This is a genomic window from Exiguobacterium sp. PFWT01, assembly GCF_018255795.1.
Lineage (GTDB): Bacteria > Bacillota > Bacilli > Exiguobacteriales > Exiguobacteriaceae > Exiguobacterium.
This window is the reverse complement of sequence record NZ_CP073755.1, coordinates 1,892,468-1,908,017: the sequence shown is the minus strand read 5'-3', so window position 1 is coordinate 1,908,017 and position 15,550 is coordinate 1,892,468. Positions and strand designations below refer to the sequence as shown.

The following is a 15,550-nucleotide window of genomic DNA, read 5'->3' as shown; positions in this document are numbered from 1 at the left end:
AAGATGAAAATATCTACAAAGGGCCGCTATGGCTTAACGATTATGATTGCATTAGCGCGTGAGACAGATAACAAGCCGCTCAGTTTAAAGAAGATTGCCGCACGCCATGAGTTGCCGGAGCATTATTTGGAGCAATTGATTGGTCCACTCCGCAACGGGGGACTCGTCAAGAGTGTACGGGGTGCGTACGGTGGCTACCAACTCGTCAAACCGGCAGAAGAAGTGACAGCAGGTGAAATCATTCGCTTGCTCGAGGGACCTTTAGCCATCGTCGAAGAATCTGAAGCAGATGATGCGGTGAAACGAAAGCTTTGGGATAAAATCAAAGAAGCGATTGATACCGTCCTTGATGAAACGACACTCGCGGACCTCGCTGAAGAAGAGTCAGACGGCTACATGTTTTATATTTAAGAACGAGGTGACCTTAGATGAACTATTTTGATCACGCTGCGACGACACCGATGCGACCGGAAGTCCTCGAAGCGATGACACCGTACTTTTTAGAGACGTATGGGAACGCGTCGAGCATCCACGGAATTGGACGTAACGCTCGGGCGGCGCTCGATTCGTCACGTCGCGTCCTCGCGAAGTGGATTGGTGCTTCACCGAACGAGATTGTCTTCACGTCAGGTGGGACGGAATCGGATAACTATGCCTTGTTCGGTGCGGCATATGCCCATCAGGAAAAAGGCAAACATATCATTACGACAAAAGTCGAGCACCACGCCGTGCTTCATGCGATGGAACAGCTCGAGCGTGAGGGCTTCGACGTCACATATCTCGATGTCGATGCTTCGGGAGCCGTCACTGTCGACGCCGTTCGTTCAGCCTTACGAGATGACACGATTCTTGTATCGATCATGTATGGCAACAACGAAGTCGGGACGCGCCAGCCGATTCACGAAATCGGGGAGTTGTTACAAGATCACCAGGCTCTCTTCCATACCGATGCGGTACAAGCACTCGGTACAGAAGAAATTGATGTGAAGGCGATTCATGTCGATTTATTGTCGGCGTCCGCACATAAAGTGAATGGGCCGAAAGGTATCGGTTTTCTTTTCATGAAAACAGGTGTAAAATTAGCGTCACGTTCTTTTGGTGGACAACAAGAACGTAAACGTCGAGCCGGCACGGAAAATGTTCCGGGTGCCGTCGGATTTCAAAAAGCAGCTGAACTCGTCATGGCAGAGCGTGAGACCCGAGTGACTCTCTATGAATCGCTCGATCTGGCACTGCGTCAGCGCCTGGACGAATTAGGCGTGTCTTATGAGGTGAACGGGTCAAATCGTTTACCTCACATCGTGAACTTATACCTTCCTGGAATTGACCTTGAACCCTTCCTCATCATGATGGATATGCGGGGCATGGCGATTTCAAGCGGAAGTGCCTGCACGGCAGGGTCGGTCGAACCGTCCCACGTATTGTCGGCGATGTACGGGGATTCAGAGCGGACGCGTCAGTCTGTTCGAATCAGTTTTGGCCACGGTAACTCGGTCGAGGACGCGAAACGGCTCGCGGAGCGACTACAAGAAGTCGTCTCGACATTTATGAACGGAGTGAGATAGATGAATTTACGCACGAAAGCCCCTGAAGAGACGACGGTCGTCGTCGGCATGTCAGGTGGCGTCGATTCATCGGTGACGGCCCATGTGTTAAAAGAGCAAGGGTATAACGTCATCGGGATTTTTATGAAAAACTGGGACGATACGGACGAGAACGGTGTGTGTACGGCGACAGAGGACTATGAAGACGTCATCGCCGTGGCGAACCAAATCGGGATTCCGTATTACGCGGTCAACTTTGAAAAGGAATATTGGGACCGCGTCTTTGAATATTTCTTAGCGGAGTACCGTCTCGGTCGGACACCGAACCCGGACGTCATGTGTAACAAGGAAATCAAATTCAAGGCGTTCCTTGACCATGCGCTTCGACTCGGTGCCGATTTTGTCGCGACTGGACACTATGCGCAAGTGAAATATGTTGATGGCGAGCACCGTCTGTTACGAGGAAAAGACGACAACAAAGACCAAACGTATTTCTTGAACCAATTGTCTCAAGACCAGCTCGCGCGGACGATGTTCCCGATCGGTCATATGGACAAGAAAGATGTACGTGCGATTGCCGAAGAAGCAGGACTCGCGACAGCGAAGAAAAAAGATTCGACGGGAATCTGCTTTATCGGTGAGCGGAACTTTAAAGAGTTCTTGTCGGAATACCTTCCGTCACAGCCAGGTGAAATGCGGACGCTCGACGGTGTCGTCAAAGGACGTCACGACGGGTTGATGTATTATACGCTCGGACAGCGTCACGGTCTCGGAATCGGTGGCGACGGTGATCCTTGGTTCGTCGTCGGGAAAGATGTCGAGAACAATGTGTTGTTCGTCGGACAAGGCTTCCATCACGACGCGCTCTATTCAGATGCGCTGCTCGCTTCGAAACTGTCATGGACGGGAGCCGCTCCTACAGGAGAGTTCCGGGCGACGGCGAAGTTCCGTTATCGCCAACAAGATGTGCCGGTCACGGTCGCTCCACTCGAAAATGGCGAAGTCCTCGTCAAGTTTGACGAGCCACAACGTGCCATCACGCCAGGACAAGCGGTCGTCTTCTATGACGGCGACGTCTGTCTCGGTGGGGCAACGATTGACGAAGCGTACCGCAACGGCAAACGACTCGACTATATCGGATGAGGTGATTGATATGAACGCAAACGAACAAGGCATCCAAGCGATGCAGCAAGGTGAATTCGAACAGGCAGCCAAACACTTCAATGAGGCCATTGAAGCGAACCCGACAGACCCGACTGGTTTCGTCAACATGGGGACGTTGCTTCAGGCGATCAACGATTATGATCGTGCCGTCATCTTCTATGACAAAGCGATTGAACTCGATGGCTCGTTCGGTGCCGCGCACTATGCGAAAGGCGCCCTTGCCTATGAACTTGAGCAATTAGAGTCAGCGGAGGCGTCGCTTCGCCAAGCGCTCCTTTCAGGGATGGACGATGCCGATCTTCACTTCATGCTCGGCTTGACGTACAAGGCGATGGGTGACTTCGTTCGCGCGATGCCACGCTTGCGTGAAGCGAAGAAGCAATCGCCGGAAGACGTAGAAATCACGTTCCAGTACGGACTTGCCCTCGCGCAAAGTGAGCAGCTCGAAGAGGCGGTCGTCGCGTTAGAGGAGACGCTCGACCTCGATGCGAGCCATACGGATGCCCGTTATAACTTGGCGATCGCGTATGCGTTCTTGGGTGACCAGGAACGGACGTATGCTGAGTTGCAACGCGTCTTAGAGATGCAACCGGATCACGAACTTGCACGTGACGCCATTGCGAAGATGGATGCATTGCTTGGAAACTGAAACGTATGAAGACGAAAGTGCCATCGCAATAGAGCGATGGCACTTTCAGGCTGTAGACAAAGTATAGGTCTTATGCCCAATCCGGACATGGCTCGCTTTCCTAGGGGCAAGCAGGGAGCCGCATCGCGACTGCGTCACTGCTGGGTCTCCCTTTGCTTGCTATTCCCTCGGGAGTCTCGCCTGCCCGTTCTTGGTCACCTTTTGTCCTTCATCCCATATAATGGTGTGAGAAGAACACACAGGGGCGGATCTGATGATCAACAAGTCGACACCATCCATCCTTCACGGTCTGACGAACGGAACGGATGTTGAACAGCGGCCCGAGGAGGATGATCTCGGCGTTTATCTTCCCTTTCCCCTAAAACATCGATTCAAAGTAAATACCGAGCTTTTTCTTCGGCCGTCGTGGCCTTGGAAGAAGACAAACGGCCGCCAGATGACGACCGTTTGCGTTGCTCGCCCGACGGCGCCCCGACTCCGACAGGAAAGCAATCCGACGGAGACCCAGCAGCGACCTAGGTCGCGATGCGGCTCCGGGATTGCCTGCGGAAAGCGTGGGCGCCGGACAGGCGAGCGTTATGATTCATGTTAGTCAACAAGCTGAGTGCCATCGCAATAGAGCGAAGGCACTTTTTTAGGGATCGAAATCAAAGTTGTTTCGTTGTGATTTTGACGGGTTCTCCGGCAAACTCGCCGTACGCCTCGTCCATATTTTTCGTGTACAGTTCGATGATGTTATGGCTCGGGTCTTTGAAGTACGCAGAGCGTTCTTTCCCATTTTTCGTCTCATCCTCGTCCCACGTCCGAAGTTTTACAGGGACGTCGGTCTCATCTAGCATTTCGAGTGCCTGTTCAAACGACTCCATCGGAACGAAGAACGCGCAGTGGACGTGGACACCACCTTCATCATAGAGCGTGTCCCATTCTGTCACGTCTTGTTTCCGGTTCGCATCCTCTTCTTCCGTAAAGTTACGTTTCAACCAAAGACCTAACCGTGTGTTCCCGCCGATATAGAGCCACGTCGCCCACGGTTCGTTCGCTTGTTCTTGTGATTCACTCGGTTCGGCATCGTCCCCGACCCATTGTTCGACGACGGGAAGCCCTAATTTTTCATGCCAAAAGGCTACGGCTTCGTTCATGTCTGTCACTTCTAACACGAGTTCGCATAATCCGCTGACTGGAATTCGTTTGCCCATAGATGACTCCTCCTTGAATGTGTCATTCGAACAGTTCCCCGTTTCTTTAAATCAAAAACGCGACTAGCTGTGTTGAAGTGGGGGAATGACAACCTATAGAAGGAGGTCGAGTGGCTTGCGAAAATTCAGCATGGTCAGTGTCATTTTGTTTTTCATTGTCGAGTACGTCTGGTTGAATCAATTATTTGAATCGGTAAATGAACGATTAGCAGACGGGAAATGGACGAATACGATCTTATATCAAGTGGTCGTTGAACCACGTGGACTCTTAACGTTAATCTTCCTTTTATTCGTAGCGCTCCTTGTCGTGGGATGGGCTGTTCACTATGTATATAGTGAGCAAAAGTCTTGGCAACATACATCTGAACATGTCGGTATTGGTTGGGTCGTTCCATTGATTTTGGCAGTACTCGGATTCCTCATTCCGAACGTATATCTCCAAGTCGGGATGTTACTCCTTCAAGTAACATTTATTCCGCTCATCCCATTCATCCATCAGACCGTCCCATTTTGGAAAGTCGTGACGAACTGGTTGATTCAGTTGGCGGTCATCGGACTCGTCCTGTTCGGGGCGAGGGGGGTGCTTCAGGACTCTATCCGCATCGAGAAGACCGAGCTTTTCACAAAACTCGAGGCATATCAGGCGTCTGGCGACCTGGATAGGATCCAGCGTTTAATTGAAGAGGTGGACCTGGATCAGGTTGAGCGCATTTTGGACCGGGTCGATATCGAACAGTTGATACGTATTTTGGAGGTCGTCGATCTCGACCGAATCGAGCAAATCTTGAGTCTATTCGACTAGGGCATTTGTTCAATCGATTCATCTCGGGCTATAATGGATGATGGAAAAATAGCTGGAGGTGTCGGATATGATGGCAGCACCTTATGAGTTGACTGGAAAAGTCATTCGCGTCCTGTTTCAATCAGAAGAAGAGGCGCATACGATTGCGCTCGTACGTATAAAAGAAAAGAATTTTGAGACGGATGAGACCGAGATGGTCATCGCAGGCGTCGGAGTCGGCATTGAGAAGGGCGAGACGTATAAGGCGCACGGTCGTCTCGTCGAACACCCCCGATTCGGAAAACAGATGAAGGCGGATTGGATTCGCCGTGTCGTCCCGATGACGAAACGGGCTGCCGTCCGCTTTTTGACGAACGGGTCTTTCCCTGGAATCGGTCAAAAGACGGCGCAGAAGATTGCAGATTCTCTTGGGGACGATTGTATCGACCAGATTGTGAAACATCCGAGCATCCTGTCCGAGGTCGACGGATTGAAAGAAAAGCAGGCACGTGTGATCACCGAGCGCCTGAACGTCTTATATGGGGTTGATCAGTTGCTTTTATTTCTCGCTCCATTCGACGTGACACCGCGTCTCGCCTCAAAAATCCATAAAGAGTATGAAGGACGAGCGATGGAGACGATTGAGAAGAATCCGTATGCGCTCATGTACGACGTACAGGGCATCGGCTTCAAGACGGCGGATGCCATCGCGGCGCACTTCGGGATTCAAGGCATTCATCCCGAACGCATCGCGGCAGCGGTGCTTTACGTGTTAGAACTCGAACAAGGGAACGGTCATCTCTACGTGACGGCAGAACAACTTGAAGCCGAGATGCCTCGAATTATCGGGGCGGACCCAGGTGAGGCGCTCGTCACGGCATTAGAGTCACTTGCCAAAGAAGAACGGGTCGTCATCGATGATGGGGTCGTCTATCACCCTCGCGTGTTCCGTGCTGAGCGAAAAGCGGCAGAAGAGTTGGCGCGCATCATGGCGACATCGACAACAGAGGATGTGGATATGACGACCATCTTTGATGCGGTCGGACGTGTTGAGGAAATGTTTTCAATCGAATATGCGACCCAACAGCGAGAAGCGATCGAACTTGCGCTCAAGTCACCGCTCATGGTTCTCACAGGTGGTCCAGGTACCGGGAAGACGACGGTCGTCCGAGGGATCATTCATGCACTCAGCGACGTCTTCGATTGGAAGTTAGATCCCGTTCCGAACCAACCGTTCCCGTTCGTCTTGGCCGCACCGACGGGTCGAGCGGCGAAACGCCTAAGCGAGTCGACCGGGCTACCGGCCTCGACGATTCATCGGCTGTTAAAGTTCGACGGTAGTTCGTTCCAAGTCGATGAGACGAATCCGCTTGTCGGGAAAGTGCTCATCGTCGATGAGGCGTCGATGATTGACATCTTCTTGTTCCGAAGCTTGCTCAAGGCGGTACCGAACGGCATGAAAATCTTGTTCGTTGGAGACCGCGATCAGCTCCCGTCTGTCGGACCGGGGCAAGTACTTGCCGATTTGATGGCGACAGAAGGGATTCCGGTCGTCCGCCTCGACGTCGTCCACCGTCAGGCGTCGGAATCGAGCATTCTCCGACTTGCCCATTCCTTGAACGCCAAAAAGATGCCAGAAGATTTATTGGCGGCGCTCCCGGACCGGCGCTTCTATACGGCGAACCAAGAGACGGCACTTCAAGCGATTTGTCAGATGGCAGGAGCGGCTCTCCGAAAAGGATATTCACCGTTTGATATTCAAGTGCTCGCACCGACGTATCGAGGGGTATGTGGAATTGACGGACTGAATGAAGCACTTCAAAACGTATTCAATCCAAAATCAAGTGCCCGTGAAGTGAAGCATGGGACGCGCATTTACCGAAACGGTGATAAAGTGCTACAACTCGTCAACAACGCCGAGGAGAACGTCTATAACGGGGACATCGGGGAAATCACGAACATCTTCTACGCGAAGGAAAACGTCGATAAGGTCGACAAGATTTATATCCGATTCGACCAGACAGAAGTCGAGTACAACCGTAGTGAATGGGACCAGTTCACCCATGCTTACGCCATCACGATTCATAAGTCACAAGGTTCCGAGTTCCCAATCGTGCTCATGCCGGTCTTCTTCAACGGAGGATTCCGGTCGTCGCGTAACTTGATTTATACAGCTGTGACTCGGGCGAAGAAAAGTTTACTCTTGTTCGGAGACGTGCGTGCGCTCGAGGCGGCGACGCGAGAAGAGGAGCCGGTGCGACGGACAAAATTGGTCGAGCGCTTAGGCGGGAAGTCTTGACGTCTTTCCGAACGCGTGTGATAATGACGAATAGACAACTGAAACGATACAGACGATGAAGGAAATGAGTACGTCGTCACCGCCTCTACAGAGACATCTTCCTAGGCTGCGAGAAGATGGGGGTCGGCCGACCGAAGCTATTCTGGAGTCCCCACTCAACCTGGGCGCCTCATCCACGTTAACGGATGTTCGAGGCACGGTGTTCTACCGTGCGAACGAGGGTGGTACCACGAAGCGATGCTTTCGTCCCTTTCCACAGGGGCAGGCATCGCTTTTTTTCGTTTCGTTCAGAAATAAGGAGGAATTGTTCATGAAACCGCTCAAATCATTGACTGGCGCACAAATTCGCCAAATGTACTTAGATTTCTTCAAATCAAAAGGGCACAGCGTGGAGCCGAGTGCTTCGCTCGTACCGGTTGAAGACCCAACTTTGTTGTGGATCAACTCTGGTGTTGCGACTTTGAAAAAATACTTTGATGGACGTGTCATCCCAGCGAACCCACGGATCGTCAACGCTCAAAAATCGATTCGTACGAACGATATCGAGAACGTCGGGAAGACAGCACGTCACCATACGTTCTTCGAGATGCTCGGGAACTTCTCAGTCGGTGAATACTTCCGTGAAGAAGCGATCACATGGGGCTGGGAACTGTTGACGAGCGACGAATGGTACGGACTCGATCCGGACCGTCTCTCCGTCACGATTCACCCGGACGATGAAGAATCAAAACAAATTTGGTTGAACCTCGGCATGCCAGCTGACCGCATCATCCCGCTAGAAGATAACTTCTGGGAAATCGGTGAAGGTCCATCTGGTCCAAACACGGAAATCTTCTTTGACCGTGGTCCAGCATTCGGGGACGACCCGACAGACCCTGAACTTTATCCGGGTGGGGAGAACGAGCGTTACCTTGAAATCTGGAACATCGTGTTCAGCCAATATAACCATGACGGACACGGAAACTACACAGAGCTTCCGCGTAAAAACATTGATACAGGGATGGGACTCGAACGGATGGCGAGCGTCCTTCAAGACGTACCGACAAACTTCGATACCGACCTCTTCATGCCGATCATTCGTGAAACTGAAAAAATCAGTGGCGACGTATACCGTCAAGACAGCAGCAAAGACGTCGCATTCAAAGTCATCGCGGACCACATTCGCACAGTATCGTTCGCAATCGGTGACGGGGCACTCCCATCGAACGAAGGACGTGGCTATGTCCTCCGTCGTCTTCTCCGCCGTGCGGTCCGCTATGCGAAGATGCTCGGAATCGAGCGTCCGTTCATGTATGAGCTCGTCGACGTCGTCGGTGACATCATGGTCGACTTCTACCCGCAAGTGAACGAGAAGAAAGACTTTATCAAGAAAGTCATCAAAAACGAGGAAGAGCGTTTCCACGAAACGTTGAACGACGGACTCGCGATTTTGAACGAAGTCGCAAAAGCACAAAAAGCAGCTGGGTCAAACATCATCAGCGGTCAAGACGCATTCCGTCTTTATGACACGTACGGCTTCCCGCTCGAATTGACAATCGAATATGCAGAAGACCATCAGATGACGGTTGACGAGGACGGCTTCAAAGAAGCGATGAACGAGCAACGTGAACGTGCACGTCAAGCGCGTGCTGACGTGGAATCGATGCAGATTCAGTCGGGTGTGCTTGCAGACATCACGATGCCATCGACATTCCTCGGATACAACAACCTTGAGACGAACGCAAAAATCATCAGCTTGATTCACAACGGCGAACTCGCCGACGTCGTCGCTGCAGGAGAAGAGGCACAAGTCATCCTCGATCAGACGCCATTCTACGCCGAGAGCGGCGGTCAAATCGGTGATAAAGGACAAATCGTCGGCGAAGACTTCCTTCTTCGCGTGAAAGATGTGTCGAAGGCACCGAACGGACAGAACTTGCATACGGTCACGGTCGAGTCAGGTGTGGCGAAAGCCGAAGTAGCCGTCACGGCTTCTGTCGACCAAGCATCGCGTCAAGCCATCGTCAAGAACCACACGGCGACGCACCTCTTGCACCGCGCACTCAAAGATACGCTCGGAGAGCACGTCAACCAGGCGGGTTCACTCGTGACGCCAGACCGTCTTCGTTTCGACTTCTCTCACTTCGGTCAAGTGACATCAGAAGAGCTTCAATCCATTGAGCGTCAAGTGAACGAGAAGATTTGGGCTTCAATCGGTGTCGATATTGAAGAGATGAACATTGCGGATGCGAAGGCAAAAGGCGCGATGGCACTCTTCGGCGAGAAGTATGGTGATGTCGTTCGTGTCGTATCAGCAGGGGATTACTCGGTTGAGCTTTGTGGTGGGATTCACGTCTCCAACACGGCTGAAATCGGACTCTTTAAAATCTTGTCTGAATCAGGGATTGGCGCTGGGACACGTCGAATTGAAGCGGTCACAGGAGCTGGCGCATATGAAGTGATGAACCAGCAAATCGAAACGCTCGAAGCGACAGCGAAACTGTTGAAGACGAAACCACTTGAAGTTCCTGCACGCGTACAAGCACTTCAAGCTGAAATCAAAGAAGTCGAGCGTGCTTCAGAATCGCTTAAAGCGAAGCTTGCAAACATCGAGGCATCTTCATTAACGGATGCGATCGAAACGATTGGTGGCGTCCAATTGATTGCGAAACGCGTCGATGGACAAGACATGGATGCCCTTCGTAGCATGGTCGACGACTTGAAAGGGAAACTCGGTTCTGCCGTGATTATCCTCGGGTCGGCAAATGGGGAGAAGGTCAACCTCGTCGCAGGCGTGACGAAAGACCTGAACGACCGTGGATTCCATGCCGGAAAACTAATTAAAGAAGTCGCGACACGCTGCGGTGGTGGCGGTGGCGGTCGTCCAGACATGGCACAAGCAGGTGGCCGTGATGCAACAAAACTGGACGAAGCATTGAAGTTTGCTTCACATTACGTCGAATCACTGGCATAATAGAGTGTGAAGTGCAAACGGAAAGAGGTGGATTCTTGTGAGCCAAATGGATCGCACGATGCAATTCAATTTTCCAGAAGATGATCAACGTGCTAACACACGTGAGACGCTGATTACGGTATATCAAGCACTCGAGGAAAAAGGTTATCAACCGATCAATCAAATCGTGGGATACTTACTGTCAGGTGACCCTGCCTACATTCCACGTCATAATGATGCGCGAAACTTGATTCGCAAAATTGAACGGGATGAACTTCTCGAAGAGTTGGTCAAATCGTATTTGAACGATCGTAGAGAGGATTAATATGAAGCGAGTCATGGGACTCGATGTCGGATCGAAGACGATTGGTGTCGCGGTGAGTGACCTGATGGGATGGACGGCGCAAGGTGTGGAGACGGTCTACTGGACCGAACCTGACTTTGACGAAGCTGTCCGTCTCCTTCGTCCGTTTATCGAGCAGTACGATGTGAAAGAAGTCGTCGTCGGTCACCCGAAAAACATGAATGGAACAGTCGGTCCGCGAGGTGAAGCGTCCGAGGCATTTGCCGAGGCGTTCACAGAACAGACAGGCTTACCTTGCGTGTTGGTGGATGAACGATTAACGACGATGCAAGCGGAACGGATGCTCATTTCAGCAGATGTCAGCCGCAAAAAGAGAAAAGCGGTCATCGACAAAATGGCGGCCGTGATGATTTTACAAAACTACCTGGATCGTTCCGGGAAATAAGGAGGAATCTCTCATGGCAGAAATCCGTCGTGAAGAAGAAATGTACCGTATTCCAGACGAAAATGGAGACGAACATTTATTTGCAGAAATTTTCCGTATGACGAGCGACCGTTCGAAAAAGACATTTGTCGTACTCGAACCGGTCGGCGCACCAGAGACAGAAGATGAAGATACGATTGAAGTATACGCATTTGAAATTGAAGAACTTGAAGATGGCGAATTCATCTTGAAGCTCGTCGAAGACGATGAAGACTTCGATGAGGTCATGGAAGCATTCGACATCGTCAATGACGAAGTCGGTCTAGACTAAATAGGGGACGGGCGGCTAGGGAATATCCCTCGTCGCCTCTCTTTATAAAAAGAACAGGGGAGAAATGCATGAATCATCCATCTATGTCAGATGAGAAACGTGCCCGCAACCGAATCGTCCGTCGCATTACGGTTGTCATCCTGGCCATCTTCCTTCTCGTCATCGCCACAGGATCGGCGCTCACATATGTCTTTGTGAAGCGCTCCATCGAACCAATCGATCCATCTTCGACTGAAACGGTTGAGATTGAAGTCCCGCTCGGTGCTGGTTCGGGATATATTGGTGAATTATTAGAAGAGAATGGGCTTGTAAGGAGTAGCACGATTTTCCGTTTTTATACACGCTTTAAGAACGAATCGTCGTTCCAGGCGGGGACATATACGTTATCTCCGTCACAATCAATCGATGAATTGATTGAAACGTTGCAAACAGGTAAAGTCATTGTGGTCCCTGATATCAAGCTCGTCATTCCAGAAGGATTCACGATTGACCAGGTGATTGCGCGACTTGCGAAAGTGGCCGAAATCCCGAAAGAAGAGATTTCTGAGCAGTTGAGCGACCGTGAATACATTCAATCTCTCGTAAACGAGCATGAAATGTTGACGGAAGAAGTCTTGCAGGAAGGCATCTATCATCCGCTTGAAGGATACCTGTTCCCAGCCACATATGAATTCAATAAAGGCGTAACGCTCAATGAAATCATCGATGAGATGTTACTGCCAACCGAAAGTATGTATCAAGAATACAAAGATCGTTTAGCCGATTCAGGACGTACGTTCCATGAGACGCTCGCGCTCGCATCCGTTGTCGAGAAAGAGGCGGTGTCAACGGAAGACCGCAAAGAGATTGCCGGTGTGTTTGAGAATCGCTTAAATGACGGAATGAAGTTACAATCTGACCCGACCGTCTGGTACGGAACGGGGGAAACATCGATTTTCACTTCATTCGCGGACTTAGAGAACGACTCTCTATATAACACGTATCGTTATGAAGGCATTCCGATCGGACCGATTGCGGCCGTGAGCCGTGACGCATTTGAGGCGGTGCTCAACCCGAACGATACGGAGAACATTTACTTCTACGCGCGCCCTCCACGTGAAGGGTTCCCGAACGGGGAAGTCTTGTTCGAGGTCGACTATGAGGATCACCAACAAAACGTCAATAAGTACCGTTCCGAATGGGAAGCGTTTGAAGAAGCAAACAGTAATTGATGGGACGACCGGAAGCGGATGCTTCCGGTCGTTTGAATGAAGAGAGTTAAGAGGTGGAACGAGTGGACCATGCATCCTATGAGGGATATGTAGAAAAACTGATCAATGACCGCTCCCCGCTATTGACGGAGATGGAGGCGTTCGCGCGTGTCCATCACGTCCCAATCATGGATTTGACGGGTTCGGAAGTATTGCTCTCCTTATTGGCGATGCAACGGCCGACCCGAATTCTCGAAGTGGGGACGGCCATCGGCTATAGTGCCATTCGCATGGCGGAGTTGTTACCCGATGCAGAAATCGTCACAATCGAGCGAAATGCTCGTCGTTTTGAAGAAGCGACGGGATTCATCAATCGATCGGATGTACGCGATCGGATTACGCTCATTCACGGCGATGCCGTCGAATTGATTGGATCGATTGAAGGTGAATTCGATGCCGTATTTATTGATGCGGCAAAAGGACAATATCAAAAATTTTTTGATGGGTATGGCGCTTTAGTACCAATTGGTGGTACGATTTACAGCGATAATTTGTTTTTACGAGGGGACGTCTTGCTAGAGGACGTGTCGGTCTTAGACCGACGCCGACGCCGGCTCGTTCGTCTCGTGAAGCAGTTTACTGAGCAATTGATGGCACGGACCGATTATCATACTGCAATTTTGCCCCTTGGTGATGGCCTAGCAATCAGTCGTAAATTACGATGAGGAGGACTTAACTTTGATGCAACATAAACCCGTCATTATTGGCGTGGCCGGGGGTACCGGATCAGGAAAAACGACCGTGGCCCGCGCGCTCGTCGATGCGTTTCAAGGTCAATCGGTCGTCATGATCGAGCAAGACGCGTACTATAAGGATCAATCAGAGATGACCATGGAGGAGCGATACAAGACGAACTACGACCACCCCTTCGCCTTTGATAACGATTTGTTGATTGAACATATCCAACAGTTACAACAACATCAGGCGATTGAGAAGCCGGTCTATGACTATGCGGCTCACACGCGTTCAAGTGAAACCATCTTGATCGAGCCCGTCGATGTCGTCATCGTCGAAGGGATCTTGGCACTCGAAGATGCGCGTTTACGAGATCTGATGGATATCAAAGTGTTCGTGGATACAGATGCGGACGTTCGAATCTTGCGTCGCATGCAGCGTGATATCAATGAACGTGGACGTTCAATCGACTCGGTCGTGGCGCAGTACACGAATGTCGTCCGCCCGATGCATTTGCAGTTCTGTGAACCGACGAAGCGTTATGCAGACATCATCGTTCCTGAAGGCGGAGAAAACTTTGTCGCGATCGATTTACTCGTGACGAAAATCCGTTGGGTGCTCACTGAGCGCAATCGCGCTTGAGGAAATAAATCGTTTTCAATTCAACCCTAGCTGTAATATACTAGGAGACAATGAAGGAGTGACAGAAATGGCTGAAAAACAACACTATATGACGTTAGACGGAAAAGCGAAGATCGAACATGAATTAAACGAACTGAAGACGGTCCGCCGTAAAGAAGTCGTTGAAAATATTAAGATTGCTCGTGACTTCGGTGATTTGTCAGAGAACGCGGAATATGACGCGGCGAAAGAAGAACAAGCGATGGTCGAAGGACGCATCGCACAATTAGAAGAGATGCTCCGTAACGCGGTCATCATTCAAGATGATGCAGGCGATAACTCGGTTGTCTCAATCGGGAAGACGGTAACGTTCTTCATCCAAGAAGATAATGAAGACGAGACGTATACAATCGTTGGTGGAGCTGAGGCAGACCCGTTCACAGGGAAAATCTCGAACGAATCACCGATCGCCAAGGCACTTCTTGGACGTACGATTGGTGATGTGGTCACGGTGCAAACACCAGGTGGCGACATGGTCGTCGAAATTAAAGAAATCAAATAAATTGTTGAGCGACCTCCTATCTGGAAGTCGCTCTCTTTCTGAGGAGGAAACGGAATGAAAGTAGGCATCATCGGCGCGATGGAAGAAGAAGTGAATTTACTTCGGAACGAGTTGACAGAACGAGTAGACACTGAAATCGCGAACTATCATTTTTATGAGGGCTATCTTGGCAACATGCAAGTCGTCATCTTGAAGTCAGGCATCGGGAAGGTCAATGCAGCCATCGGCACGACACTTTTGATTGATAAGTTCAAACCGGACGTCGTCATCAATACGGGTTCTGCCGGCGGTTTTAAAAAGGGGATGAAAGTCGGAGACGTCGTCGTCTCGACGGAAGTTCGTCATCACGATGTCGACGTGACGGCATTCGGGTATGAGTACGGACAAGTACCAGGTATGCCGCCAGCGTATGAGGCGGATGCCAAGCTCGTCAGCGTCTGTAAAGATGTCATTGAAAACTTGCCGGACGTGAACGTACATCAGGGATTGATTGTGACGGGAGATTCGTTCATCAATGATTCGAAACGCGTGGCGGACATCCTCGGTCATTTCGATGGCGTCGCAGCGGTCGAAATGGAGGCTGCTCCAATCGCTCAAACGTGCTATCAGTTTGGTGTCCCGTTCGTCGTCACACGCTCGATTTCAGACAGTGCAGACGAAGAGGCGAACTTGTCGTTCGACGAGTTTTTGGAGACGGCATCGATCAACTCTGCGAAGATGGTCATGGCTGTCACGAAGCGTTTAGAACAAGCTTAATCCAGTCAACACAAGGAGGATGCATTGACATCCTCTTTTTATTCCCTTATATTAGTACCAGA

General features: G+C 50.7%; 16 protein-coding genes. 15 read left to right on the top strand and 1 reads right to left on the bottom strand.

Features of this window, described 5'->3' with window-relative positions; all coding sequences use genetic code 11:
• Positions 1-3: 3 nt before the first annotated feature.
• The 4 genes from cymR to KD909_RS09875 are packed head-to-tail and all read left to right on the top strand — an operon-like array spanning position 4 to position 3,357.
• Positions 4-411 carry a cysteine metabolism transcriptional regulator CymR gene (cymR, locus tag KD909_RS09890; protein WP_147536788.1) on the top strand — a complete coding sequence of 136 codons (408 nt, stop codon included), beginning with the start codon at positions 4-6 and terminating at the stop codon, positions 409-411.
• A 17-nt stretch (positions 412-428) separates the two neighbouring features.
• Positions 429-1,565, top strand: a complete 1,137-nt coding sequence (locus KD909_RS09885) for a cysteine desulfurase family protein (RefSeq protein WP_015881189.1) — start codon at positions 429-431, stop codon at positions 1,563-1,565.
• Positions 1,566-2,687, top strand: a complete 1,122-nt coding sequence (gene mnmA / locus KD909_RS09880) for a tRNA 2-thiouridine(34) synthase MnmA (protein WP_015881190.1) — start codon at positions 1,566-1,568, stop codon at positions 2,685-2,687.
• A gap of 10 nt (positions 2,688-2,697) precedes the next feature.
• The gene (locus tag KD909_RS09875) at positions 2,698-3,357 is read left to right on the top strand and encodes a tetratricopeptide repeat protein (RefSeq protein WP_031421459.1); all 660 of its coding nucleotides are present in this window, start codon (positions 2,698-2,700) and stop codon (positions 3,355-3,357) included.
• A 647-nt stretch (positions 3,358-4,004) separates the two neighbouring features.
• Here KD909_RS09875 and KD909_RS09870 read toward each other — a convergent pair.
• Positions 4,005-4,553 (bottom strand): VOC family protein, encoded by a 549-nt coding sequence (locus tag KD909_RS09870; RefSeq protein WP_211781447.1) that lies wholly within the window; start codon positions 4,551-4,553, stop codon positions 4,005-4,007.
• Positions 4,554-4,668: 115 nt separating this feature from the next.
• Between KD909_RS09870 and KD909_RS09865 the strand changes: the two genes are divergently transcribed.
• From KD909_RS09865 to mtnN, 11 genes are all read left to right on the top strand, one after another.
• Positions 4,669-5,355 carry a hypothetical protein gene (locus tag KD909_RS09865; RefSeq protein ID WP_211781446.1) on the top strand — a complete coding sequence of 229 codons (687 nt, stop codon included), beginning with the start codon at positions 4,669-4,671 and terminating at the stop codon, positions 5,353-5,355.
• Between the two features lie 70 nt (positions 5,356-5,425).
• Positions 5,426-7,633: an SF1B family DNA helicase RecD2 gene (locus tag KD909_RS09860; protein WP_249199021.1), complete on the top strand. Its 2,208-nt coding sequence runs from the start codon at positions 5,426-5,428 to the stop codon at positions 7,631-7,633.
• Between the two features lie 310 nt (positions 7,634-7,943).
• Entirely contained in the window at positions 7,944-10,586 is a 2,643-nt protein-coding gene (gene alaS, locus KD909_RS09855; protein ID WP_211781444.1) for an alanine--tRNA ligase, read from the top strand.
• A gap of 37 nt (positions 10,587-10,623) precedes the next feature.
• Positions 10,624-10,890 (top strand): IreB family regulatory phosphoprotein, encoded by a 267-nt coding sequence (locus KD909_RS09850; protein WP_015881196.1) that lies wholly within the window; start codon positions 10,624-10,626, stop codon positions 10,888-10,890.
• 1 nt (position 10,891) lies between these two features.
• Complete coding sequence (gene ruvX / locus KD909_RS09845) at positions 10,892-11,314, top strand: Holliday junction resolvase RuvX (protein ID WP_015881197.1); 423 nt, start codon at positions 10,892-10,894, stop codon at positions 11,312-11,314.
• A gap of 13 nt (positions 11,315-11,327) precedes the next feature.
• Positions 11,328-11,624, top strand: a complete 297-nt coding sequence (locus KD909_RS09840) for a DUF1292 domain-containing protein (RefSeq protein WP_015881198.1) — start codon at positions 11,328-11,330, stop codon at positions 11,622-11,624.
• A 68-nt stretch (positions 11,625-11,692) separates the two neighbouring features.
• Positions 11,693-12,835, top strand: a complete 1,143-nt coding sequence (gene mltG, locus KD909_RS09835) for an endolytic transglycosylase MltG (RefSeq protein WP_015881199.1) — start codon at positions 11,693-11,695, stop codon at positions 12,833-12,835.
• A 62-nt stretch (positions 12,836-12,897) separates the two neighbouring features.
• Positions 12,898-13,539, top strand: a complete 642-nt coding sequence (locus KD909_RS09830) for an O-methyltransferase (RefSeq protein ID WP_015881200.1) — start codon at positions 12,898-12,900, stop codon at positions 13,537-13,539.
• Between the two features lie 16 nt (positions 13,540-13,555).
• Positions 13,556-14,191, top strand: coding sequence for a uridine kinase (gene udk, locus KD909_RS09825; protein WP_047795480.1), 636 nt, complete (start codon positions 13,556-13,558; stop codon positions 14,189-14,191).
• Positions 14,192-14,258: 67 nt separating this feature from the next.
• Positions 14,259-14,732 carry a transcription elongation factor GreA gene (greA, locus tag KD909_RS09820; protein ID WP_015881202.1) on the top strand — a complete coding sequence of 158 codons (474 nt, stop codon included), beginning with the start codon at positions 14,259-14,261 and terminating at the stop codon, positions 14,730-14,732.
• Between the two features lie 54 nt (positions 14,733-14,786).
• On the top strand, positions 14,787-15,488 hold the full coding sequence (gene mtnN / locus KD909_RS09815) for a 5'-methylthioadenosine/S-adenosylhomocysteine nucleosidase (protein WP_015881203.1): 702 nt from the start codon (positions 14,787-14,789) through the stop codon (positions 15,486-15,488).
• The last annotated feature ends 62 nt before the right edge of the window (positions 15,489-15,550 follow it).